The organism is Metabacillus sp. Hm71 (assembly GCF_051842955.2).
In the GTDB taxonomy this organism is placed as follows: domain Bacteria; phylum Bacillota; class Bacilli; order Bacillales; family Bacillaceae; genus Metabacillus.
This window is the reverse complement of record NZ_CM200278.1, coordinates 5,490,830-5,514,572: the sequence shown is the minus strand read 5'-3', so window position 1 is coordinate 5,514,572 and position 23,743 is coordinate 5,490,830. Positions and strand designations below refer to the sequence as shown.

The window sequence follows — 23,743 nt, the reverse complement described above, 5'->3', positions numbered from 1 at the left end:
CTTTGATGTGAAATAACGACACAATTGGGAGGGATATATGGTGAAAAGGAAAATCAAGTTTAAACATTGCTTAATTGCTGCATTGCTTACAAGCGTATGCTTGCCTCAATCACAGCAAGTGGCAACCGCGGCCGCACCATCGAGTGAACCGGTGGAATTGCGTCAGATGGAGCATTTGAATCGCGGCCTTGTTGCTGTCAAGACAGAGGAAGGGGTATTTGTCAGCTGGCGCTTGTTAGGGACAGAGCCTGAATCGATTACCTTTAATCTTTATCGCGATGGGAAAAGGCTAAACAAGAAGCCAATAGCAGCGAGTACGAATTACCTTGATAAGAAAGGGACTGTGGATTCAACTTATGAAGTAATAGCTGTCCTTAATGGCAAGGAACAAGGAAAATCTGAAAAAGTGGAGGTGTGGGCAAATCAGTACAAGGACATTCCGCTGAAAAAGCCTGAAGGCGGTGTGACACCGGCAGGCGATGCTTATACATATAGTGCCAATGATGCGAGCGTGGGCGACCTTGATGGCGATGGTGATTATGAGATTGTGCTGAAATGGGATCCTTCAAATTCAAAGGACAATTCACATAACGGCTATACAGGTGAAGTATTTGTTGATGCCTATGAGATGGATGGAACGTTTAAGTGGCGAATCGGCCTGGGCAAAAACATCCGCGCAGGTGCGCATTACACGCAATTTATGGTATATGACCTTGATGGTGATGGAAAAGCAGAGGTTGCGATGAAATCAGCAGACGGCACAAAAGATGCCACAGGAAAAGTCATAGGTGATGCTTCGGCCGATTACCGGAATAGCCAAGGGCGCATCCTTGAAGGACCTGAGTTTTTAACGATTTTTGATGGGAACACAGGAAAAGAGCTTGTCACAACAAATTATGAGCCAACAAGGGACAGTGCTGACTGGGGCGATAATTATGGCAACCGCGGCGATCGCTTCCTTGCAGGGATTGCCTATCTTGATGGCAAACAGCCGAGCCTGATTATGGCGCGCGGGTATTATACAAGGTCAGTGCTTGTTGCTTATAACTTCCGCGATGGGAAACTAACAAAGCAATGGACTTTTGATAGCTATGAACCTGGTAATGAAGCATACTCTGGGCAGGGCAATCATAACCTGAGCATTGCCGATGTTGATGGAGACGGAAAGGATGAAATTATTTACGGAGCGATGGCTGTAGATGATGACGGAATAGGGCTTTACACAACAGGGCTGGGCCATGGCGATGCCATGCACCTAAGTGACTTGGATCCGAGCCGCCCGGGCATGGAAGTGTTCCAGGTACATGAAAGCAAAAGCGCAAAATATCATCTTGAATTCCGTGATGCCGATTCCGGTGAAACGCTTTGGGGAGTCTATGAGGGCATTGATGTTGGAAGAGGCATGGCTGCCGATATTGACCCGCGCTATGAGGGCGCCGAGGCATGGGCAGCAGATCCGCCGGGCAATCGCGGAAATATTTATGGCTTATACTCTAGCAAGGGTGAAAAAATAAGTGATACCGTTCCTCTCTATCCGAATGCTGGCATCTGGTGGGATGGCGACCTTCTCCGTGAGCTCCTGGATCACAAATGGACGGAGCCGGTCGGTGTTGGAACAATCGATAAATGGGATTATGAAAACAATAAAACTACCAATCTTTTAACTGCTGACGGAACATATTCAAACAACTATACAAAGGGAAATCCTAGCTTACAAGCAGATTTAATCGGTGACTGGCGTGAGGAAGTCATCTGGCGCACCGAGGACAGCCAAGCATTAAGAATGTATACCACAACAAGCGTAACAGAACATCTCATCCACACATTAATGCATGACCCTGTCTATCGCTTAGGCATCGCGTGGCAAAACGTGGCATACAATCAGCCGCCACACACAAGCTTTTATTTAGGCGCAGGTATGGAAACACCGCCACAGCCAAACATCTATACAACCGTTCCAGCTGATGTCGATGTTAAGCCTGAAGTGATCAACCTTAAAGAAAATAAAGAAACGATCACACTAACGACAAAGCTTGACTATCCAGAAACAGCAATTATTTCTTCAATTGATCAAAACACAGTAACAGTGACTTTGAATCAACAGGAAATCGACGTGAAGATTCTCTCAATTGAGTCATCACATCTTACCTTTAAAGCATCTGCTGACTCACTAAAGGATGCAATTGGTGAGGGCCAGGGTGAAGCGGTTATCATAATCAGCGGTGCTTTAACAAATGGCCATCACTTTATTGGAAATGGAACTGTAAACGTTATGCAATAACTAATTCGTATTTAACATCAATTTCACAATTCTCCTAGTCAACATAATCATTGATTTAAAGAAGTTAGCCAAAGAGCCAAACCCAATATTATCAAAGGTTTGGCTCTAATTCGTTTTTTATTGATAATGCACGATTTTATACATTGTTGGTTTATCAACGGTTTTGGCTTCTGAAGATGCCTGGTAGCTGCATAAATAAGCGGGGTTTTATGTTTATCTCTTCTTTTATTAAAGTACACTTGTTTAGCTTAATAAGGATCTCTAAATTTCGACTAGTTTTTTGTTTGAGTATGTTTCCACTTGTTTTGGGCAATGTGTTTGCTGATTTCCAAATAGAGGGTTTTGACGTTTTCTTCTTTTCGGACTTTGCCATTGTGCAGGACAAAGGGACAAGAGCGACATGTTTTACATTCTCCTAAACAATCTTTTCGTTTGATTTTAAGAAGGGGAAAAAGTGTTTGAAGGGCTTTGAATACCTTTTTTGTTCCTTTTTTGTTTTTCTTGCAGAAGTAGAGTTTTTCCACCATAATGCCCCCCTTATTGATAATGATTATCAATAATTATACCAAAGGAGAATATTTATTGTCATGACAATATTAAACAAAAGGCATGAAAAAATGGTCGTCTATACTTTGGTGGAAATATATAATATTTATCTAAAAGGTGGAGACTGGTTACGGTTTCCACTTTTTTGCAAAATATCTTTGAAAACCCTTACATTATAATTGACAAACGCTTACATTCTGAATAGAATGAAAATTAACTTAGTTTATTGAGTATACATACTAACTTAACCGAGGAGGTAAAGCAATGGGCAGAAAAGTGGCTTGGCCAAAGTTTTTCCTGATCATCGTTTGTTTCACTGTTATCGTCTGGGCTTCGGGTTGTTCTCAGAGCTCGAGCGGGGAATCATCAGACAATAAGCTGACTGTGTGGTTATGGCCTGGAATGGGAATTGAAGATCAGATTAAGCAATATGCGGAAGAAAATGATATTGAAATAGAAATCCAACTTGCTGAATTTAATGACGTGCATAATAATTTAACCACTGCATTGGCTGCAGGAAGTGGAGCGCCGGATGTCGCGGCAATTGAAGTAAAAGGGATTGTGAAGTATTTGGATTATCCGGAACATTTTTATAACTTACTAGATTTTGGGGCCGATGAAGTGAGCAGTGATTATTTTGATTGGAAATGGAAGCAAGCGATGACGCCGGACGGTAAAGCGGTGATCGGCCTGCCGACAGACATTGGGCCGCAAGCGATGGCCTATCGAACCGATGTGTTTGAGGCAGCGGGATTGCCTACTGATCGAGAAGAGGTTGCACAACTGATTCAAACGTGGGATGACTACCTTGAGATAGGCGAACAAATTAAAGAAAAGACAGGCAAGGCAATGATTGATAATGCAAGTGCGCTGTATTCTGTCATTGAAGGCCAGGGCAAAGAAAAGTATTACGATGAAAATGGACAAGTCATCGTCAGCAAAAATCCCCAACTTAAAAAAGCGTATGACTACACGATGCAACTCATTGAAAAGGACCTTTCAGCAAGTTTCGATGGCGGGTCTACGGAATGGGGCACAGGCTTAACGAACGGCGACTTTGCTACGGTTATGATGCCTGCATGGCAGATGGTGTCTGTGAAAGCAAATGCACCAAATGCTGAGGGAAAGTGGGATCTAACACAAATACCAGAAGGTTCAGGGAATCAGGGAGGATCTTTTCTCACCATACCAAAACAATCCGATAATCCAGAAGAAGCGTATAAGTTAATTAAGTGGTTGCTTTCACCTGAGCAGCAGCAGGTAACGTTTGAAGAAAAAGGAAACTTTCCTTCTACCCCAGAAACATATGAAACGGAAGCTCTTCAAAATTTCACGGATGATTACTTTAGCGGTGCTCCTGTAGGAAAAATCTATGCTCAAGCTGCCGAAAGAGTAAAACCGGTTATCGAGGGTAAAAATTCAATTAATATTGAGAAAATCATGACAGATGCCGTTGTAAGGGTTGAAGATGGGCTTCAGCGACCAGAGGAAAGCTGGGAAAGAGCGATGGATAAGCTGAAGAGATACGAAGAGCTAGACAATTAATTCTATTATTCACAGAATTTTTCATTGAAGAAAGGGTGGAGGATAGTATGAGTGTCAACATTGAACTGGACAAGAATCGAAAACAAATCGCTCAACAGAAAAAGAGCCGGGGGCAATTATCCCAGCGAACGAAGGATCATATATCCGGTTATCTTTATATTTCCCCGTTTTTTATTCTATTTGGAATTTTTGGGGTTTTCCCTCTCGTCTATACTGCCTTTATTTCATTTCACGATTGGAATATCCTTGGCGGTAAAGAGTTTATCGGAATCAATAACTATGCTGTTTTATTTTCCGACCCGGTTTTTTGGATTTCCATTCGAAATACGTTTAGTATTTGGATCCTTTCGACATTGCCTCAATTATTTATAGCGTTAGTACTGGCGTTTATTTTGAATCAAGCGTTTATAAAAGGAAAACAGTTTTTCCGGCTTTCCATCTTTTTGCCTAATATTACTTCCATTGTGGCAGTAGCCATTATCTTTTCTTCGATTTTCGGTGAGCAATATGGCATTCTCAACTACTTGCTCTCCTTAATAGGAATCGATCCGATCAATTGGAAAGGCTCAACACTTGCTACTCATATTGCAATTGCTTCAATGGTGATGTGGAGATGGACAGGCTATAATGCCATCATCTATTTGGCCGCTCTGCAAAGTATCCCGAAGGATTTATATGAAGCAGCAACGATTGACGGAGCAAGCAAAACACAGCAATTCTTTCATATCACGATCCCAATGATCCGACCTATGATCATCTTTACCGTTATCTTATCAACCATTGGCGGTTTGCAAATTTTTGCGGAACCACTAATGTTTTCTGGATTGGGCGGCGGTGCTATGGAGCAAGGGTTAACGATTACACTTTACCTTTATGAAGAGGCCTTTGTCAGGGATTCATTTGGGTATGCATCATCGATCGCATGGGTGTTATTCTTGATTATCGTTCTGTTCTCGTTATTTAATTTATTCTTAACAAACAGGATAAAATCTGCAGACTAGGAGGAAGAGGATCTATGAAAGAGGTTGGTGTATCAAAATTTTCGTTCGGCAGACAAATAACTTATGGTTTTTTAATCATCATAACCATTCTGTCCATATTTCCGTTTTATTGGATGTTTGTTATAGGATCAAACCAAACTTCTGCAGTTAATAGCTTTCCACCAAAGATGATCCCGGGTGCTGACTTTTTTGAAAATGCGGCAAAGGTCTTTAATAATATTGACTTTTTAGCTGCGATTACAAATTCATTTATCGCGTCAACGGCGATTACCATTTCGGTGCTGTTCTTTTGTTCGCTTGCGGGATTCGCGTTTGCGAAATTGCATTTTAAGGGGCGGAACTATCTGTTTATTTTTGTTATTGCGACCATGATGGTTCCTACTCAATTAGGGCTTATACCGTCCTACATGATTGTAAGTAAATTAGGCTGGATTAACTCCTTAAACGCCGTTATCGTTCCGGGGATGGTCAATGCATTCGGTGTCTTCTGGATGAGGCAATACATTTCATCGACGATTCCTGATGAATTGCTTGATGCAGGAAGAATCGACGGATGTTCGAATTTTCGTTTGTTCTGGAATATAACGGTTCCTGCTATACGCCCTGCAATTGCGACATTAGGGTTAATCACATTTATGAATGTTTGGAATGACTTCCTCTGGCCATTGGTCGTATTGAAAGACCGGAGCGTTCATACAATCCAAATTGCGCTCAGAACACTGAATAGCGCTTATTTCCAAGACTTTTCAATGATTTTAGCCGGGACATTCATGGCCACGATCCCAATATTAATCGTATTTTTACTTTTCAGTAAGCATTTTATAGCAGGCCTCACAGAAGGATCTGTGAAACATTAGTGAAGAGAAAAAGGTTGGATATCAAAAGAGGTATCTAACCTTTTTCCTTAAAAGGTAAGTATATCCACGAATTATTGGTCACAAAAACCCCTAATCCGATTTTTGAATCGAGGAAACCATCTGCCCTTTATTCATCAAGTGCAAGTTGGACAGTGCTTCGATTCACATTAAATTGCGTTACTAGTTGGCGCTGTGTTGGAATCTTTGTGCCAACACTCCAACCCCCTCGTTAAATTCGAGATTTTATCCAATCTACAATTTGCTCTTGAATGGTCAAATGAGAATGGCGATTTGGTTTCCACTTCATCAAATCCTCTCCAAAATTGGGTGGATAAAAAACCATCCAATTGGTTGTTTTCTTTTAGTTTTATCATAGTAGGATAGTAATTGAAAGGGAAACCATTAGTGATTGTGTTACAAGCAATTCACTCCATAAATACTACGGGATTGTTTTCTCAATTTATCTCTTTGCTAATATTAATGTACATTAAAGGAAATAATAACGGACAATATTTGTGATAAGAGAAAACATTCGAAGGGAAGTCAGTAAGATGAAGAAGATTTTCTGTTGTCTAGTTCTTTGTCTATTTATATTTCCATCATTGTTAATAGCTTCAGAAGAACCAACAGAAATCATGAAAGCAGCATTTGTTAAAAACGATCAATTATGGATGAAAATTGGAGAGTACGAGAAAAGAATCACCAATGGAGAATATGTAAGATTTCCAAAATGGTCATATGATGGGAGTTGGCTTGCCTATCTTAAGGGAGAAAAAAGTGTTGGTTCTTCACTTTTTGAAGGAGAACTTTGGCTTTATAACATTCAGCAAGACAAACATGTTAAAGTGTATTCGAATAGTAGAAGAAATTTTCAATGGGCACCAGATAAAAATGTGATTGGTTTTCAATCGGCACCTGACAAAAAGATGTTTGGTCATCAATCTGAAGATAGGTTGTATATAACCGATACTTTTTCAGTCAATACCATTCATCATATCGGTTCTGGAATTTCAAACTTTTCATGGTTACCTAATGGTGAAGGTTTTTTAACCTCATCAAAAACAGGTGAACAGATTGATTCAGATATTGTATTGTCAAAAATTTCACTTGATCAATTTAAGAGTGAGCCGAAAACTCATGTATATACGATACCCGTCGCTAAAGATGAGTATTTTACTTCAACTAGTCCGTTTAAATGGTCACATGATCAACAATGGGGCGCATTTTTGTTAGTGCCTACTCCATCGATGTCCGCCGATTCAAATACACTCTGTATTCTCTCTAAAGATGGAAAAGCTTTTAACAAAATTGATGAAATGTTAAATCATGAAGAATGGTTTCAATGGGCACCAACCCATTCACTTCTTAGCAATATTAGTGGGGGAATAAGGGATGCAATTAGAAATAAGCAATTAAAGGTTTTCAACCTACCTAATCATACATCTGAGGTTTATACTCCCCAAGGTTTTGTGGATCGAGATTTAACATGGCTCGATGAACCTCATATTATTACGTCAAGATCAGTAGAAAGTGATTGGGTCGATGTTGAACAAAGACCATTACCAGCATTATATAAAATCAATATCAAGACTAACAAGCAAACAAAATTAACATTTCCCCCGACAAAGCACGGAGACTTCCGTCCGCAATACATAGACAAAAGGATTGTTTGGATTCGGACAGATCGACAAACAGCCAATGTATGGGTTGCAAATTCTGATGGTTCCAACCAAATAAAATGGATTTCTAATATCAATTTAGGAAATTGGTATTATGAAAAGTGGGACTGGGATGAGGTATTCAGTTTATATTTGAACAAGCTAAAATAAATGAAAAAACAATTAAGCTAGAGTACATAATTACTTCGTTTGTTAAGAAAAAGTAGTTATCATCAGTATCAATATTCCATTAAAGGACGCTATTGTTCAATAAGATTAATCGCTTCTTGTGATAACGAGCTTTGGTAGGAGCTGAAATAGGTGAAAAAAGATAAAGCTCATCTTACTGAGTTATTTATTGAAAATGCCATTATTCAAGGTGAAGCAGCCTTAACTGGTAATTATAAAAAAGGTAACAATGCAAGCGATACACTTTATAAAATTGTTAATGTAATAAAAGAGGATAAAGAGTTTGCCAAGGCCATACTCGATATTCTTATGGTTAATCCAGAACCAAATGTGAAAATTTGGGCTTGTGGAATTGCTATGGATATAAATTATAAGTCAAACGAAGCTGAAAAAATATTAACAGAAATATCTAATCAAACTGAATTAGGAATTTTGAGTTTTAATGCTGAAATGAGTTTAAAAGTGCAAAAAGGCAAAGAATAGCTTATGAAGGTATCGGGTGTCATCCTTTACTAAATGATTTTCAGCAAGGGCGATTTCCTTGGTAACAGGTAGTTAAGTTGAATAAATAAACAGCGAAAAGGATCTTCCAGAAGATCCTTTTCAGTACCCATATACCTCATTGTGTTAAATTAAAGTGAATATACTATCCATTATCTTTTAATTCATCCATTAATTGTCGAGAACGTTTAGCATTGCCTTCAGCAAAATTTCGCAATCGGTTTTGTAGTTCTTCATTGTCATGAATGCGTTCAGCCGTGATCAAGTATGTTTTCATCATTTCATTTTCTCTTTCTAAAGACATTTGTAAGATTTGTTTTAGTGACTTCTTAGATAATTCGTCTTCGTTATCATCGTCACGATCATAATCCAGTTCGTGATTCATTTTAATCCTCCCATGATTTTCTTCTTTTATGTTTTGTACATAAAAATCATCATTTATGCTAAAAAACTATTTCTGATAACGTGTTTTTTTTCAACCTCTCTTGTCTTAAGGAGATTTTTATGGTCTGTCTTGTTGAACTAACAAATATTTTCTTTAGAAGCAATATCCTTCACGACATCTTCTAAAGTAACATTTTTTAAAACCTTCTCCATTGCCAATTGTGCTGCTGAGAATAATGGTTCAATTGTATTCTGGATGTTCCTACCTACGAGACAATCAGGATTTGGATTTTCATGTTTGCTAAACAATTCTTTCTCTTGTACAACATTCACTGCCTTATAAACGTCGAACAGTGTAATTTCAGATAATTTCTTTGAGAGTTTAGCCCCTGCAATACCTGGATGTACCTCAATCAAACCGGCTTTTTTTAGCATTCCCATTAGTTTTCTAATAACGGCTGGGTTCGTGTTAACACTTGAAGCTAAAAATTCAGAGGATGTTACCCCTTCTTTATTTAATTCAATTAGAGCCAATATATGAATTCCGACAGAAAATCGGCTGCTGATAGACATATTCAGTTACCACCCATTCACTATTTTAGTTATTTAAATGTATCCTTCATCATGTAATTAATTTGATTACAAGTTTATTATACCAAATTACGAACAAAATCATAAATAGTATTTCACCTGTTGACAAACTAGATACAAGTAACTAAAATGAATACATGTAATCAATGTTGTTACAGAGGGAGCCGATTAGGAGGAATATAAAGTGAAAATATTAGTTACAGGAGCAACAGGGAAATTAGGTTCAAAGGTTGTAGAATCATTATTGAATTCTATACCTGCAAGTGAGCTGGCAGTAAGTGTTCGAAATCCAGAGAAAGCAGAAGGACTTCGTACTCGTGGAGTGGAAGTTCGTCAAGGAGATTTTGACCGTCCAGAAACATTGGATACTGCCTTTAAAGGGATTGGCCGCTTATTAATTATTTCTGCTGATGGTGACAATGAAACAAGAATTCATCAACATACTAATGCTGTCCAAGCAGCTGAGCGTGCAGGGGTAAAATTTATTGCTTACACAAGTTTGGCAAATGCAACAGTAAGCAAAAATTTAATGGCTCCTCCTCATGTTGCGACAGAAGCAGCCATCATTAAGACGGGTATCCCATATTCTTTCTTGCGTAACAATTGGTATTTGGAAAACGAAATCGGAAGCATTCAAGGTGCCATGGCAGGAGCTCCCTGGGTAACTTCTGCTGGAGGAGGTAAAGTAGGTTGGGCACTGCAACAAGATTACGCAGATGCTGCGGCAGCGGTTCTTGTTGGAAACGGTCATGAAAATACAGTGTATGAACTTTCTGGTCCTCTTTTAGCTCAAGAAGAATTGGCATCTGCTCTTGGTAATGTATTGGGTAAAGAAATACCTGTACAACAAGTTAGTGACGAAAAATATGCAGAGATTATGAAAGGCTTAGGTTTACCTGATTTTGTGATTCCGATCGTAGTAGGAATTCAAGAAAGCATTCGGAACGGTTCACTGGAAGTTGAAAGTAATGATTTTGAGAAAGTTCTTGGTCGTCCAGTTACACCGATCAACGAAGCGCTGACCCAACTTGTTAATGCAATTTCACAAAAGTAAAACTTAGAAAGTGAGAATGTGGAAAAATATACTAACGAGTAGCTATAATTAAAAGGAGCTAAAAGGATCTTCAGATGATTGAAGATCCTTTTATGCTGCATTGTGGCTCAACAACATTCCTTAGCACATTCCTAAAAGAATGGCAAGCCAGGCGTTAAAGGAGATTGATATATATTGGAATTCTGGGAATCAAGTTTTATAGAAAAACAAACGATGTGGGGATTTGAACCTGCAGAATCCGCAATCTTAACAAAGAACTTTTTTCTTGAAAGGAATGTTAAGGATATTCTGGTACCAGGTATTGGATATGGCAGAAATGCAAAGGTTTTTATTGACAATGGAATGAATGTAACAGGTATTGAGATTTCAAAAACAGCGATTGATTTGGCGAGGCAAAACGGGCTTGATAGTAGTATTTTTCATGGTTCAGTAACTGACATGCCTTTTGATAACAGACTCTATGACGGTATATTTTGCTATGCACTTATTCACTTATTGAATAAACGTGAGAGAGATAAGTTTATTAAAGATTGCTATAATCAGTTAAAACCAAATGGATATATGATTTTTACAACTGTTTCAAAAAAAGCCCCAATGTTTGGAAAGGGCAAACAATTGGATAAAGACTATTTCGAGATAATGGAAGGCGTAAAAATGTTTTTTTATGATTCTGACTCCATAAAACAAGAATTTGGACAATATGGACTGCTAGAGTATTCAGAAATTGATGAGCCAAATAAGAACATGAAAGGTAAACCTCCAATAAATTTTATAATTGTAAAATGTAAGAAGCAACTATAAAGATATATTAGAAGAGAGCAAGCGCCTTGATCAGCCTAGGGCAAATAAGACGATTTAGTATAGAAGGCGTTCTTTTGCCTTCAATTCTAAATCGTCTAGACCCTAGAGGCAGTCAAAAACGCGACGTCCTTATCTCTTGACTGCACTTGCACGTCCTGTGCTTCGGGGCTAGGAGCTGGAGCTAGACACAAAAACTAAGTACAAAAAGTTATACTCTTAAACTTAAAAGGCGAAATAAGGAGAGTCTACTTTTCTTGAAAACGGAAAAGGGCACCGAAAATCCCGGTGCCATTGTTGCACTTACAAAACTTCTTGTCTCAAAAATATTAAGACGATAACAATTCATCCTTATTCCCTGCTTTTTTCTTAGCAAGCAAATTAACAAAGAGTGTAATCATGAACGCACATACTAAACTTCCTAGCATCGCAATGATAAAACCACTCATATTGTTGGAAAGGAAAGGCGCCATGACGGATGGAACATAAGCTGTTCCGCGTACATCAAAGAGACCAACCAGCAAGCCTCCTATACCGGATGAGACGATGGCTCCAGCAAATATAAGTTTGTTGGAGAACATGAAGGGATAGGCTGCTTCCACAAATGTACCAAATCCAACATTAATCAAAAATCCTGGTGTAGCTACTGCGGCTTCTCCTTTATCTCGAGGGGCAACAATATTAGCTAATGTGATGCCAGCTGATACCATCACTAAGCCGACCATATCGACCGCACCTAAAAAACTGTTTCCGGTACGTTCCATTTCTAATAAGACGATTGGGAGAATCGCAGCATGATAGATTCCTCCGATGATTGCTGGCCAAATGAGTAAACCGGCGATCAATCCTGCAAGAATCGGATTCATTGCGACAAGTGTATCTAATAATGAGCGAATCCCTTCACCAAGTTGAAGAGCGATCGGAGCGAAAAGAAAATAGACGATTAATCCTGAGATTAATCCAGCAATCCCGCCAGCAGCAATATTGACAGTTGTAGCTGGAAATTTCCATTCCACACATTTTCTGAAAATATATTGAACCAAAAGTCCTGCACCAATCCCGCCAATAATTCCCCCAATAATTCCGCCGTTTGTGGACAGTACGCCTGCCACAATTCCAGCAACGATGGAAACATCATCAAGGTCAGCCACTTGCTTTGCGGCAATAACTGCTAGAATAATTGGAAGGGCATTGATCATCAAATCAAAAACATCGCCAAGCATAGATAAAGCAGGGATCTTACTTAATGCGAGAACTAATGCCATCGCAATAAAACCAGGTAGAGAGGCAAGCATCATTCCGCGAATATTTATCCTTCTCCAAGGTGACGTTTTTTGGGTATTTTCGGAAGCAGTTACTTTCCCGATAATCGGACGATAAGAAATCCCCCAGTGCTTACTTAATGATGTCATAAAGGTCACCGCGCGTGTTCGATTGGTCGTTCCAGTCGTTCCCGAAGTGGAAATAACATGTACCCCTTTTGAACTAATCGTTGCCATGGAGGTGCCGCCCGTCCCTGTTGCCGGCAATTTCATTTTTGCTGCGGCTTCGACTGCTTTTTTGTTGGCGCCATTTGGATCAGCACTCATGAAGATTAGCCCATCAATCTCTCCATTTTCAATCTTTTCTGAAATTTCTTGGTCTGTTTTTGCTGCTTCTTTATTGACCTCCTTTAATGTTCCTTCCAGCATTATATATGGCTTACCCGAATGTTCATCCCAGCCATAAAGAGTGGCTTCTGTAAAATCTTTCACCGAATCCATCGAGCCTTTAGCCGCAATAAACTGGAGAGATTTGCACTCCATTTCTGCTGCTTTTATTTGTAAAAGGAGTTCGCCAAGAAGTTTCTCTGGTTCTTTTCCACCGAGAGAATAAAGATTCCCTCCACTGCTACCAAGGATAGCAACTTTCTTTTTCATGATTGATACCCCCAAAATAATTTGATATATGTCAATATTATAATTTAGTATTTTAATTAATTAAAGTGATAATGAGATAAAATGTGAAAGCGAAATTTAGTAAATTAAAAGTATAGGGAGCATTTTTAATGGAGGAATGGTGCCTGTACCTATGTGGCCAGTCTGATAGCATGCCCATGTTCGCCATTCCCCTGCCCACCCAACCAATCCTTATGTTCCAATCCACCTTCCCTAACAAAAAATCTGGTATAATATGAATATTTAGACTCAGGTTTTCGACAAGAATGCTGATCGTGATGGTGTTCTTACTACTTAGTATATTAGAAAATTCTTGAACTTTGGATAAGCGCTTCGACATCCAGCTCCGAAGCACAGGATGTGCAAGTGCAGTCAGTGCGACAGGACGTCGCGTTTTTGACTGCCAGCGCCTATCGCCTATCAAACTTCAGATCATCTCCCTACGATAAGTCAACATCGGTTCGCTTCGCTTACCGTGTTTCCTTTATCTCAGTCGATGCTCCTCCAGTTTGTACGGCGATGAACAAGGCGCTTGCGCTTTTGTTCCTAGTTGCAAGTTCTTATCAATCAGGTGCATTGCCACGTTTTTAGATAGAGAAAAAAGGGGTGTTAGGCGAGTGAGTGATTTGTGTAAGGTGGTCATTGTTGATGATGAACTTTTGATCAGACAGGGAATTAAACATTATATTCAGTGGGAGCAGGAAGGCTTTCAAATTGTGGGTGAGGCATCGAATGGGCAGGAGGCGCTGCAGGTGATTGATGCGGTGCGGCCGCACATTGTGATTACCGATATTGTGATGCCGGTGATGGATGGGGAAGAGCTTACGAAAGTGATTAGAAATCAGTATCCTGATATTGAAGTCATTGTGCTCAGCAGTTTTGGGGAATTTGATTATGTGCGTTCGACCTTTCAACATGGCGTCACAGATTATATTTTAAAGCCGACATTAGATGGAGATATTCTTTTGAAAACGCTTAACAAGGCGGTGGAGAAAATTCCATCGTTAACGATCAAGAAACAGACAAATGAGATTTCGATCCAGGCTATGCTTGATAAATGGATGACAGGGTTTGAAAGTGATGGTGGGGAGACTGCTGTCATTGAAGCCTTTCCTTACTCCAATTACCTCATTATCGGGGTAGATGTAAAAAAACGGGAAAGCTCCTGGCCATCTTTAGAAAAAACGATCACCGATGAGCTGGAAAAACATGTGCCAGAATTTGTTCGTTATCCGCTGCCTACAGAGGATGGCTACAAGTCTTTATTGTTAAATGTGAATGAAGAAACCATACCATCCGTCATTACGTGTATAGAGAGGCTTGCTGCTTCTTATACTCATTTTAATTGGGCGGTGAGCGACCCATTCAAAGCTGTGCAGAAAGTGAAGCAGGTGTATGACAATAGCTTTGTCAGACTGATGAACCATGCATTCTATTATCCGGAGAAAAATTTCTTCAGGTATGAAGGGATAAAGGAGCAGCCATCGGTAAACGAGCCGTTTAACTTAACAGCGTTCACGGAAATGTTTAAGCGAGAACAGTTTGAAAAGGCGATGGATTATTTGCAGTCACATGTATCTGATATAACAACGACCAATTCGATGAATGTCGCCGAATTTAAACGATTTTTAAGCAATGTCATTTTTAATATTACCTTGCTTTTAAACAATATGGGATTCGACTCTTCAACCGTTAATCAAAAGAAATTTGCTTATTTTACTGCGATTGAGGGAGCCGATCATGTAGGTGAGGCGGTTGATCAATTACAGCAGTTTTTAGCTGAAGTCACAACGATTGTTGGACAACCATCAACTAATGATCCAAGTGTAAAACGAATTCTTGATTATATTGAAGAGCATTATGCAGAGCCGCTCACACTAACAGAACTGGCGAAGCGATTTCATTTTAATCCGACGTACTTATCTACTTACTTTAGTACCCATATTCATGAGGGGTTTACTGAGTATGTAACAAAGGTTCGCATTGAAAAATCGCTCGAGCTTTTGCAAAATCGCAACATCTCGATCTCCGACATCAGCGGCAAAGTAGGCTATTCTGATCACAGTTATTTTTGCAAGGTTTTTAAAAAGCTTAAAGGCATGTCGCCGAGCAGCTACAGGAAACAATTTGTTAAGTAGAAAAGAGAGTGAACATGAAGCGCCTTTTAGAAAAATATAATGTCCGCGGATTATTTATTAAAATGTTTTTCGTCATGTTTGTAAGCATTGTGGTGGTGTCTGTAACGATTACTTACAGCACCATTCGCATGTCCGAGCAGCTGTTTATTGACACATTCAGCATCACGAATTCGAAGATCATCAATCAGCTTCATCGCAGCATGGACGAATTTAGTTATTCGGTTGCGGCAGCTGCCAGCGAGGTCCAAGGAAGCGGCATTATTAAAAGCTATTTAACCCAAGAAAATGGCAATTCACTATCGATGACGAAGCTGTATTATAATACAGACGTTCAAATGGAACAGATTTATTATGAAACGATAGATGACTATAAATTAAGCATGACCATTACTGGTGAAAATGGACGTCTTTTTTCAACCAATCGTGCCTATTGGCCAACGACGTTCGAAGAACTGGAAAGAGCTGACATAACGGAGAATACGTACAAAAAGCCTAAACAGTTGTTGTATCAGTTTGTCGAAAAGGGTGTGATGAGCAATTCAGAGCCGATGATTGTCATCACGAAGGCGCTGATGGAGCACACCGCGGCTAGTATTTATGGCACTGTTTATATTGCGATTAAGGAATCAGACTTTAAACAGTTTTATATCCCTTATACAAGTGAAGGCAATGACATGATTGTGCTTAATTCAGCTGGGAAGGTTTTTTCCAGCAATCAGTCGGAAATGGTTGGTCAAAATTCTAGTGAGCTTTTGCGGCATGCAGAAGAGATTATACAGGATGGGGTTGAGTATAAAAACATTGAGTTTTTAGACAAAGATCAACTCATCTTGGCCACGTATCTCCCTGCAATTGATATGTATGTGGTGAATTTGATCGACAAGGAATTGGTGATGGACAACCTGATTAATACAAAAACAATCATTATGATCAGTGCGTCCATTGTCCTTATTGCTTTAATGGCCGTCTTCTTAATCTCGAGAAGACTGACAAAATCTTTAACACTGCTTGTGAAGCAAATTTCAACCATCTCCAAAAATCAATTTGACGGCTATGTCACAGTATCTGGAAGCTCTGAGACAAAAGAGCTTGCCCATGCGTTTAATTACATGCTTGATGAGCTTCACGACTATATAGAAGAGCTGATGGAATCACAAAAAAAACAGCGCAATGCAGAATTGGCAGCCCTCCAGAGGCAAATTAATCCACATTTTCTGTATAATACGTTAGCCTCAGTGAAAATTATGGTCCAGCAGGGCAATAAGGAAAAAGCGGCAGATACGATCAATGCCTTGATTTCGTTGTTGCAGCATGCTGTGGGGAATGTCAATGAAACGATCTCGGTAAAGGAAGAAATTGAGAATTTAAAAAGCTATGTGTTTATTAACCAGGTGCGATACGGAAATCGAATCAATGTCAATTACTTCATTGCGCCAGACTGTCTGGATCTGCAATTGCCGAAGCTTGTGATCCAGCCCTTTATTGAAAATGCCTTTTTTCATGGCTTTACGAAAAAGCAGGAAGGAATGATTCATATTGCGATTCAAAGAGAAGGTGAAAGGCTGATATGTGAAGTTGTCGATAATGGCGACGGGATGCAGATGGAGGGACGGAATCTGCTGCCGGCATCGAAACGGAAAAAGAAGCTCTTCAGCGGAATTGGCGTTCGGAATGTAAATGAAAGGATCAAACTGCTTTATGGAGAAGAATACGGTGTTCATATCTCCAGTGAAATCGGAGTCGGAACCCATATAAAAATCATTCTGCCTGTTCAAGAATCGAAAGATATTCCTAAAATCTAAAAATAATACCAATGATGAAGGTATGGATCATAATAAAAACCAAATATTTTGATAAAACAATATAAAGATCGTTCTAACGGTCTTTTTTTCTTGAGTGCTATGATTATCTCAAGAAGTGAAACGCTTACAAAAAGGGGGAAACATAAATGAAAAAGGTATTACTATTATTGGTGGCAGCTATTTTCTTCTTATCAGCTTGCTCATCATCAAATGGCTCTGATTCAGCTGGTAAAGGCGGAGGATCAGAAAGCAATGAAGTGACAATCTGGGCATGGGACCCAAAATTTAATATCGCGGCATTAGAGATCGCAAAAGAAATTTATGAGAAAGAAAATCCAGATGTCAAAATTAATATTGTCGAAAATGCACAGCAAGATATTGTCCAAAAATTAAACACAGGGTTAAGCTCTGGAACAACAAATGGACTACCTTCGATTGTTTTAATTGAGGATTATCGCGCACAAAGCTTTTTGAAAGCGTACCCAGATGCGTTTTATGAATTATCAGATGTGTTTAATAAAGATGATTTTGCTGAGTATAAAATAACAGCAACAAGTGTTGACGGAAAGCAGTATGGCTTGCCATTTGACACTGGTGTAACAGGCCTTTATGTCCGTACAGATTATTTAGAACAGGCTGGATATACAGTTGAAGACCTGCAGGGCATTACATGGCAGGAATATATTGAAATCGGTAAAAAAGTAAAAGAAGCAACTGGAAAGCATATGCTTACTATTGACCCGAATGATCTTGGCTTTATCCGTGTCATGATTCAAACAGCAGGTTCATGGTACTTGGATCAAGATGGTGTAACGCCGACTCTTGCTGGAAATGAAGAAATAAAAGAAGCTTTTGGCATTTACAAAGAAATGGTGGATGCAGATATTGTGAAACCGAACTCTGACTGGAGCCAGTTTGTTGCAAGCTTTAACTCTGGAGATGTGGCATCGATTCCAACAGGAAACTGGATTACACCTTCTGTAAAAGCAGAGGCATCACAATCAGGAAAATGGGCGGTTGTGCCAATTCCTAAATTATCAGCGGAAGGTGCTGTAAACGCATCCAACCTTGGCGGCAGCTCTTGGTATGTGTTAAATGGTCCAAATGCAGAGAAAGCAGCTGATTTCTTAGGAAAAACATTTGGTTCGAATGAAGAGCTTTACAAACGTCTTGTGACGGAAATTGGGGCAATCGGTACGTATAAGCCGGCTGCAGACAGTGAGGAATACAAAGCAGCAGATGAGTTCTTTGGCGGACAAAAGATTGTGTCAGATTTTGCAAAATGGACAGAAGAAATCAAGGGATTAAACTACGGGATGCACACATATGCAGTTGAAGATATTTTAAAAGTCGAAATGCAGAACTACCTAAATGGGAAAGACATTGAAGATGTGCTGAAGGATGCTCAAGCACAGGCAGAAGCACAGCTAAAATAAGGAATTAAAACCATCCCCGTTCCATAAGAAAAGCTTAAGAACGGGGTTGTTCATTTCTTTAGAGGGAGTGAGAAAGATGAGCAGTAAACTAAAACATACCGTCATTGGCTGGTCATTCATTGGCATCTCAGTCATCATGATTTGTGCCTTTTACTTTTATCCAATGATACAGGCTCTTATTTTATCGTTCCAATCAGGTGCCGGAACGAATTTACAGTTTGTTGGCTTTGAAAATTATCAGAGGCTTTTAACCGATTCTACGTTTATTACCGCTGTCAAAAACACCTTTATTTATTTAATCATTCAAGTGCCAATTATGATCATTTTGGCGTTGTTCTTATCTGTTCTCTTGAATGACCGCACCTTAAAGTGGAAGGGGATTTACAGAACGGCGATCTTCTTGCCTGCTGTAACCTCACTCGTCGGTTATTCCGTTATTTTTAAATATTTGTTTGCCCCTGAAGGATTAGTAAATACGTTATTACTAAAGGTTGGCTTTATTTCAGAAGCGATTAACTGGCTGGGCGATCCGTTCTGGGCAAAGGTGACGATTATTTTGGCGATTACGTGGCGCTGGACAGGCTATAATATGATTTTTTATCTATCTGCCCTTCAAAATGTTGATCAATCGATTTATGAAGCAGCAAAAATTGACGGAGCTTCCTCATGGCATCAATTTTTCAAGATTACCATCCCGATGCTAAAGCCGATTATCTTGTTCACTTCGATCACATCAACGATTGGAACGCTGCAATTGTTTGATGAGGTCATGAATATTACAAAAGGCGGACCTGGAGATGCAACGACAACGATTTCGCAATACATTTACAATCTGTCGTTTAAATATACACCAGACTTTGGCTATGCTGCGACAGTCTCTTACTTTATTGTCATTATGATCGTGCTTCTCTCCATTATTCAATTTAAAGTGGCAGGTGATCGAAATGATTAAATTGAAACGAATTTTTATGTATGTTTTTTTAACCATTGCAGCCATCATCTCAGTGTTTCCGCTCTTTTGGATGGTCATCAGCGCAACGAATCAATCTGTTGATGTAACAAGAGGCAGACTGCTTCCTGGAGCCCACACACTTGAGAACTTACAAGCGCTATTAAATAGTGTTGATCTTATGACAGCCCTAGCAAATTCGGCGAAAATTTCCATTACAACAACGATCCTTTCTATGCTGATCGCGTCATTAGCAGGGTATGGGTTTGAAATTTATAAAAGCAAAGCGAAGGATATTGTGTTTACGATCTTACTATTGTCAATGATGATTCCATTTGCCTCCTTGATGGTACCGTTATACCGCATGTTTGGTTCGATTTCGCAAACGATGCCGGCGATTGGGATCAATACGTTATCAGCGGTCGTGTTACCAACGATGACAACGGCATTCTTAATCTTTTTCTTCCGTCAAAACACGAAAATGTTCCCGAAAGAGCTTGTAGAAGCAGGGCGAATTGACGGATTAAGCGAGCTTGGTGTGTTCTTCCGTATTTATGTGCCGACGATGAAAACAACCTATGCTGCAGCAGCCATTATCACATTTATGGCAAGCTGGAATAACTATTTATGGCCGCTGGTTGTGCTTCAATCACCAGATAAAATGACGATTCCATTGCTGATCTCAAATCTAGGCTCAAGCTATTCACCGGATTACGGAATCATTATGATGGCACTCGTTATTGCAACACTACCAACTGCACTGATCTTCTTCTTAATGCAAAAGCACTTTGTAGCAGGAATGATGGGATCGGTGAAGTAATTTAAAAGATGACAAAGAAGTGAGGGGACCGATTGTTTTCGTCACCTCCTTCTTTGTTAGAAAAAAGAAAATGGAGCCAATTTAATAAAGAAAGAGAAGTGAAACTGATATGACGACACCTACAGAAAAATGGCTGACAGATATAAATGTGTTTGCTGTCAATCGAATTCCAGCCCATTCTGATCACCTATACTATGAAACAGTTCAAGAGGCAAGAGAACGCCGTCCGATGAAGTGGAGACATAGTCTGAATGGCAGCTGGAAATTTTCATATGCAGTGAATCCGGAGACGAGGGCAAAATCGTTTTATCAAGCCGATTTTGACTGCAGCGGCTGGGATACAATTCAAGTGCCGGGCCATATCCAGCTGCAAGGCTACGGAAATCCGCAATATGTGAATACGATGTATCCATGGGATGGGGTGACACATGTACGGCCTCCGGAAATTACTGAAAGCTTTAATCCTGTCGGCAGCTATGTGAAAACCTTTACGGTGCCAGAAAACATGGTGAATAAACCGTTATTTATTTCTTTTCAAGGGGTTGAATCTGCGTTTTATGTCTGGCTGAACGGCCAATTTGTCGGATACAGCGAAGACAGCTTTACGCCATCGGAATTTGATTTAACATCATATGTCAAGGATGGGGAAAATAAGCTGGCAGTTGAGGTGTATCAACGAAGTACGGGAAGCTGGCTGGAGGATCAGGATTTCTGGCGCTTTTCCGGAATATTCCGTGACGTGTATTTGTACACAGTGCCTGAGATTCATGTGCAGGATCTTCATGTCCGTACGGAGCTCGATGATTCGTTTACAAAAGCGGTTTTACATGTTGATACGAAACTATCTGCTGATATTTTGTTGAGACTGGAAGATGCGGAGGGAAAAATGGTAGCTGAGGGAGCAGCCGATGCTGTTGGTGCATGTCAGCTATCAGTGGAACATCCTCACCTATGGAGCGCTGAATCACCGTATTTATACCAGTTGTTTATTTCCGTGTTTGACGCTTCAGGAAAGCTGATGGAAGTCATTCCGCAAAAGGTCGGCTTTAGAAGATTTGAAATGAAAAATAAGGTCATGCATTTGAATGGCAAACGAATAGTTTTCAAAGGTGTCAACCGCCATGAATTCAATTGCCGCCGCGGCCGTGCTGTCACAAAAGAGGATATGCTTTGGGATATTAAAACAATGAAGCAGAACAACATCAATGCGGTACGGACATCGCATTATCCGAACCAAACCGAGTGGTATGAGCTTTGCGATGAATATGGTCTCTATGTCATCGATGAAATGAATTTGGAAACACATGGATCATGGCAAAAGTTGGGCGCCGTTGAGCCGTCTTGGAATATCCCTGGAAACAAGCCTGAATGGCAGGAGATTGTCATGGACCGTGCAATCTCCATGTTTGAGCGAGATAAAAATCACCCTTCTATCCTGATTTGGTCGTGCGGAAATGAATCATACGCAGGTGAAGTGATTTTAAATGTCTCGAAATATTTTAAATCAGTAGACCCAGGTCGTCTCGTTCATTACGAAGGAGTTTTCCATAATCGCGATTACAACGAAACAAGTGATATGGAAAGCCGCATGTATGCTAAGCCAGCGGATATTATCGAGTATTTAGAGGATAATCCGGAAAAGCCGTATATCAGCTGTGAATATATCCATGCCATGGGCAATTCACTCGGTGGCATGCACAAGTATACAGACCTTGAAGCGAAATACCCGATGTATCAAGGCGGGTTCATTTGGGATTTCATCGACCAGTCGCTGATCAAAAAAGATCGTTATGGTAATGAATTTCAAGCCTATGGCGGAGATTTTGGAGACCGTCCGACAGACTACAATTTCTGCGGCAATGGAATTGTTTATGCAGATCGCAGACTGTCGCCAAAAATGCAGGAAGTTAAGTTTTTGTATCAAGACATCAAGCTAATCCCTGATCAGCAGGGCGTTCTTGTGAAAAATGAACAGCTTTTTGCAGGAACGGATGCCTACGAGCTGCAATGCACGGTTTATCGTGAAGGAAACGAAGTGTTTACGAAATCGCTTGAGCTTGACGTTCCCGCGCAAGAAGAAAAATATATAGCACTGGAATTGCCTGAGTTTGAAGAGGTTGGAGAATATGCGATCCATACTTCGCTTCATTTAAAAGAAAAAACAATCTGGGCAGACCAAGGCCATGAGGTGGCATTTGGACAATTTATTTATGATGTGGAAAAAGTCGAAACACTGCCTGTTGTGAAAGACTCAGCATTTCATGTTGTCCATGGTGATGTGAATATCGGCGTTCACGGCACAAACTTTAGTGTGTTATTTTCAAGAGCGCAAGGATCACTTGTCTCGCTTAACTATGCTGGAAACGAAATGATTGCCGCGCCGCCGTACCCGCTGTTCTGGCGGGCAATGACCGATAATGACAAAGGAAATCATTTCGCATTTGATTCACATGGCTGGTACACATCAAGCTTATTTAGAAAATGTACCGCGATTGATATTGAGGAACAAACGGATAAAGTGACGGTTTCCTTTAAATACGAACTTCCAATTAGCAAAGATGTGCATGTAGTGACTGCTTACACAGTTTATCCGAACGGCTATATTCATGTGAGCTATTCCTATGCCGGTGCAAGCCAGTTACCTGATCTGCCCATCCATGCAATGTCCTTTAAACTATCAGCTGATTACAATCAGCTAACATGGTATGCGCAAGGACCGGAAGAAAATTACGAGGACCGCGCACAAGGAGCAAGACTGGGCATCTTTAAAAACAAAGCCGAGGATAACGTGTCAGCGTACCTCGTCCCACAGGAATCAGGTGGGCGCACAGGCGTCCGCTATGTAAAAATCGCCGATGGAAATGAGGCAGGCATCAAAATTGCCTATAAGGAGAAACCATTCCAGTGTAATGTTTCACCATACACGGCATTTGAACTCGAAAACGCCGCCCACCATTACGAGCTGCCAAACATCCACTACACAGTAGTGACAGTAGCTGGGCGCCACATGGGCGTAGGAGGCGACGACAGCTGGGGCGCCCCTGTGCATGAAGAATACCACATCAAAGCTGATCAGAATTTCGATTTTGAATTTGTGATTCAGCCGCTGTAATTGATAGGGAATGACTCCTTCTTGTTGGGCATGTAGGAAACGATGCTGCCTGGAAGGAAGGGGTTTTTGTTTCGATTTGAACCATGGGAAGAGGGATGCCACGTGAATAGCGGTGATTGAACCACGAATTCGGGGAATTGAACC

Annotated in this window: 18 protein-coding genes and 1 pseudogene; 14 read left to right on the top strand and 5 right to left on the bottom strand. The window is 40.2% G+C overall.

The window, feature by feature from the left end; translation table 11 throughout:
- Positions 1–166 precede the first annotated feature (166 nt).
- Complete coding sequence (locus tag ACSVDH_RS27015) at positions 167–2,281, top strand: rhamnogalacturonan lyase (RefSeq protein WP_439250599.1); 2,115 nt, start codon at positions 167–169, stop codon at positions 2,279–2,281.
- A gap of 272 nt (positions 2,282–2,553) precedes the next feature.
- On the opposite strand, the gene ACSVDH_RS27010 is transcribed toward ACSVDH_RS27015, so the two are convergent.
- Entirely contained in the window at positions 2,554–2,805 is a 252-nt protein-coding gene (locus ACSVDH_RS27010; RefSeq protein WP_439250584.1) for a DUF1450 domain-containing protein, read from the bottom strand.
- 286 nt (positions 2,806–3,091) lie between these two features.
- On the opposite strand from ACSVDH_RS27010, the gene ACSVDH_RS27005 reads away from it, so the two are divergent.
- Genes ACSVDH_RS27005 through ACSVDH_RS26995 form a run of 3 tightly spaced genes read left to right on the top strand, consistent with a single transcriptional unit; the run spans position 3,092 to position 6,230 of the window.
- Positions 3,092–4,372 carry an ABC transporter substrate-binding protein gene (locus tag ACSVDH_RS27005; protein ID WP_439250583.1) on the top strand — a complete coding sequence of 427 codons (1,281 nt, stop codon included), beginning with the start codon at positions 3,092–3,094 and terminating at the stop codon, positions 4,370–4,372.
- A gap of 47 nt (positions 4,373–4,419) precedes the next feature.
- Positions 4,420–5,373, top strand: coding sequence for a carbohydrate ABC transporter permease (locus ACSVDH_RS27000; RefSeq protein WP_439250582.1), 954 nt, complete (start codon positions 4,420–4,422; stop codon positions 5,371–5,373).
- Between the two features lie 14 nt (positions 5,374–5,387).
- A complete protein-coding gene (locus tag ACSVDH_RS26995) occupies positions 5,388–6,230 on the top strand; it encodes a carbohydrate ABC transporter permease (RefSeq protein ID WP_439250580.1) in 843 nt (280 codons plus the stop codon).
- 64 nt (positions 6,231–6,294) lie between these two features.
- Here the strand turns inward: ACSVDH_RS26995 and ACSVDH_RS26990 are convergent.
- Positions 6,295–6,537 (bottom strand): annotated as a pseudogene (locus ACSVDH_RS26990) (GntR family transcriptional regulator); the annotation flags it as partial.
- Between the two features lie 244 nt (positions 6,538–6,781).
- Here ACSVDH_RS26990 and ACSVDH_RS26985 point away from each other — a divergent pair.
- Positions 6,782–8,059 (top strand): TolB-like translocation protein, encoded by a 1,278-nt coding sequence (locus ACSVDH_RS26985; protein ID WP_439250579.1) that lies wholly within the window; start codon positions 6,782–6,784, stop codon positions 8,057–8,059.
- A 150-nt stretch (positions 8,060–8,209) separates the two neighbouring features.
- Positions 8,210–8,560 (top strand): hypothetical protein, encoded by a 351-nt coding sequence (locus ACSVDH_RS26980; RefSeq protein ID WP_439250577.1) that lies wholly within the window; start codon positions 8,210–8,212, stop codon positions 8,558–8,560.
- 163 nt (positions 8,561–8,723) lie between these two features.
- Here ACSVDH_RS26980 and ACSVDH_RS26975 read toward each other — a convergent pair whose 3' ends face one another.
- Complete coding sequence (locus ACSVDH_RS26975; RefSeq protein ID WP_439250576.1) at positions 8,724–8,963, bottom strand: hypothetical protein; 240 nt, start codon at positions 8,961–8,963, stop codon at positions 8,724–8,726.
- Positions 8,964–9,100: 137 nt separating this feature from the next.
- Positions 9,101–9,535 (bottom strand): Rrf2 family transcriptional regulator, encoded by a 435-nt coding sequence (locus ACSVDH_RS26970; protein ID WP_439250575.1) that lies wholly within the window; start codon positions 9,533–9,535, stop codon positions 9,101–9,103.
- A gap of 202 nt (positions 9,536–9,737) precedes the next feature.
- Here ACSVDH_RS26970 and ACSVDH_RS26965 point away from each other — a divergent pair, with 202 nt between their 5' ends.
- Both ACSVDH_RS26965 and ACSVDH_RS26960 read left to right on the top strand, forming a co-directional pair.
- On the top strand, positions 9,738–10,607 hold the full coding sequence (locus tag ACSVDH_RS26965) for an SDR family oxidoreductase (protein ID WP_439250574.1): 870 nt from the start codon (positions 9,738–9,740) through the stop codon (positions 10,605–10,607).
- 171 nt (positions 10,608–10,778) lie between these two features.
- Positions 10,779–11,408 carry a class I SAM-dependent methyltransferase gene (locus ACSVDH_RS26960; protein ID WP_439250598.1) on the top strand — a complete coding sequence of 210 codons (630 nt, stop codon included), beginning with the start codon at positions 10,779–10,781 and terminating at the stop codon, positions 11,406–11,408.
- Positions 11,409–11,734: 326 nt separating this feature from the next.
- Here the strand turns inward: ACSVDH_RS26960 and ACSVDH_RS26955 are convergent, their stop codons facing one another.
- Complete coding sequence (locus tag ACSVDH_RS26955) at positions 11,735–13,324, bottom strand: PTS sugar transporter (protein WP_439250573.1); 1,590 nt, start codon at positions 13,322–13,324, stop codon at positions 11,735–11,737.
- Between the two features lie 635 nt (positions 13,325–13,959).
- On the opposite strand from ACSVDH_RS26955, the gene ACSVDH_RS26950 reads away from it, so the two are divergent.
- The 6 genes from ACSVDH_RS26950 to lacZ all read left to right on the top strand — a co-directional run bounded on the left by ACSVDH_RS26950 (position 13,960) and on the right by lacZ (position 23,599).
- A complete protein-coding gene (locus ACSVDH_RS26950) occupies positions 13,960–15,480 on the top strand; it encodes a response regulator transcription factor (RefSeq protein ID WP_439250572.1) in 1,521 nt (506 codons plus the stop codon).
- A 14-nt stretch (positions 15,481–15,494) separates the two neighbouring features.
- Complete coding sequence (locus tag ACSVDH_RS26945; RefSeq protein WP_439250571.1) at positions 15,495–17,282, top strand: sensor histidine kinase; 1,788 nt, start codon at positions 15,495–15,497, stop codon at positions 17,280–17,282.
- Between the two features lie 146 nt (positions 17,283–17,428).
- Positions 17,429–18,718, top strand: a complete 1,290-nt coding sequence (locus tag ACSVDH_RS26940) for an ABC transporter substrate-binding protein (protein ID WP_439250568.1) — start codon at positions 17,429–17,431, stop codon at positions 18,716–18,718.
- A 76-nt stretch (positions 18,719–18,794) separates the two neighbouring features.
- Positions 18,795–19,670 (top strand): carbohydrate ABC transporter permease, encoded by an 876-nt coding sequence (locus ACSVDH_RS26935; protein WP_439250567.1) that lies wholly within the window; start codon positions 18,795–18,797, stop codon positions 19,668–19,670.
- Positions 19,663–20,487, top strand: coding sequence for a carbohydrate ABC transporter permease (locus ACSVDH_RS26930; protein WP_439250566.1), 825 nt, complete (start codon positions 19,663–19,665; stop codon positions 20,485–20,487). The genes ACSVDH_RS26935 and ACSVDH_RS26930 overlap by 8 nt, the downstream gene beginning before the upstream one ends.
- A 109-nt stretch (positions 20,488–20,596) precedes the next feature.
- The gene (lacZ, locus tag ACSVDH_RS26925) at positions 20,597–23,599 is read left to right on the top strand and encodes a beta-galactosidase, LacZ type (RefSeq protein WP_439250565.1); all 3,003 of its coding nucleotides are present in this window, start codon (positions 20,597–20,599) and stop codon (positions 23,597–23,599) included.
- Positions 23,600–23,743: the final 144 nt, after the last annotated feature.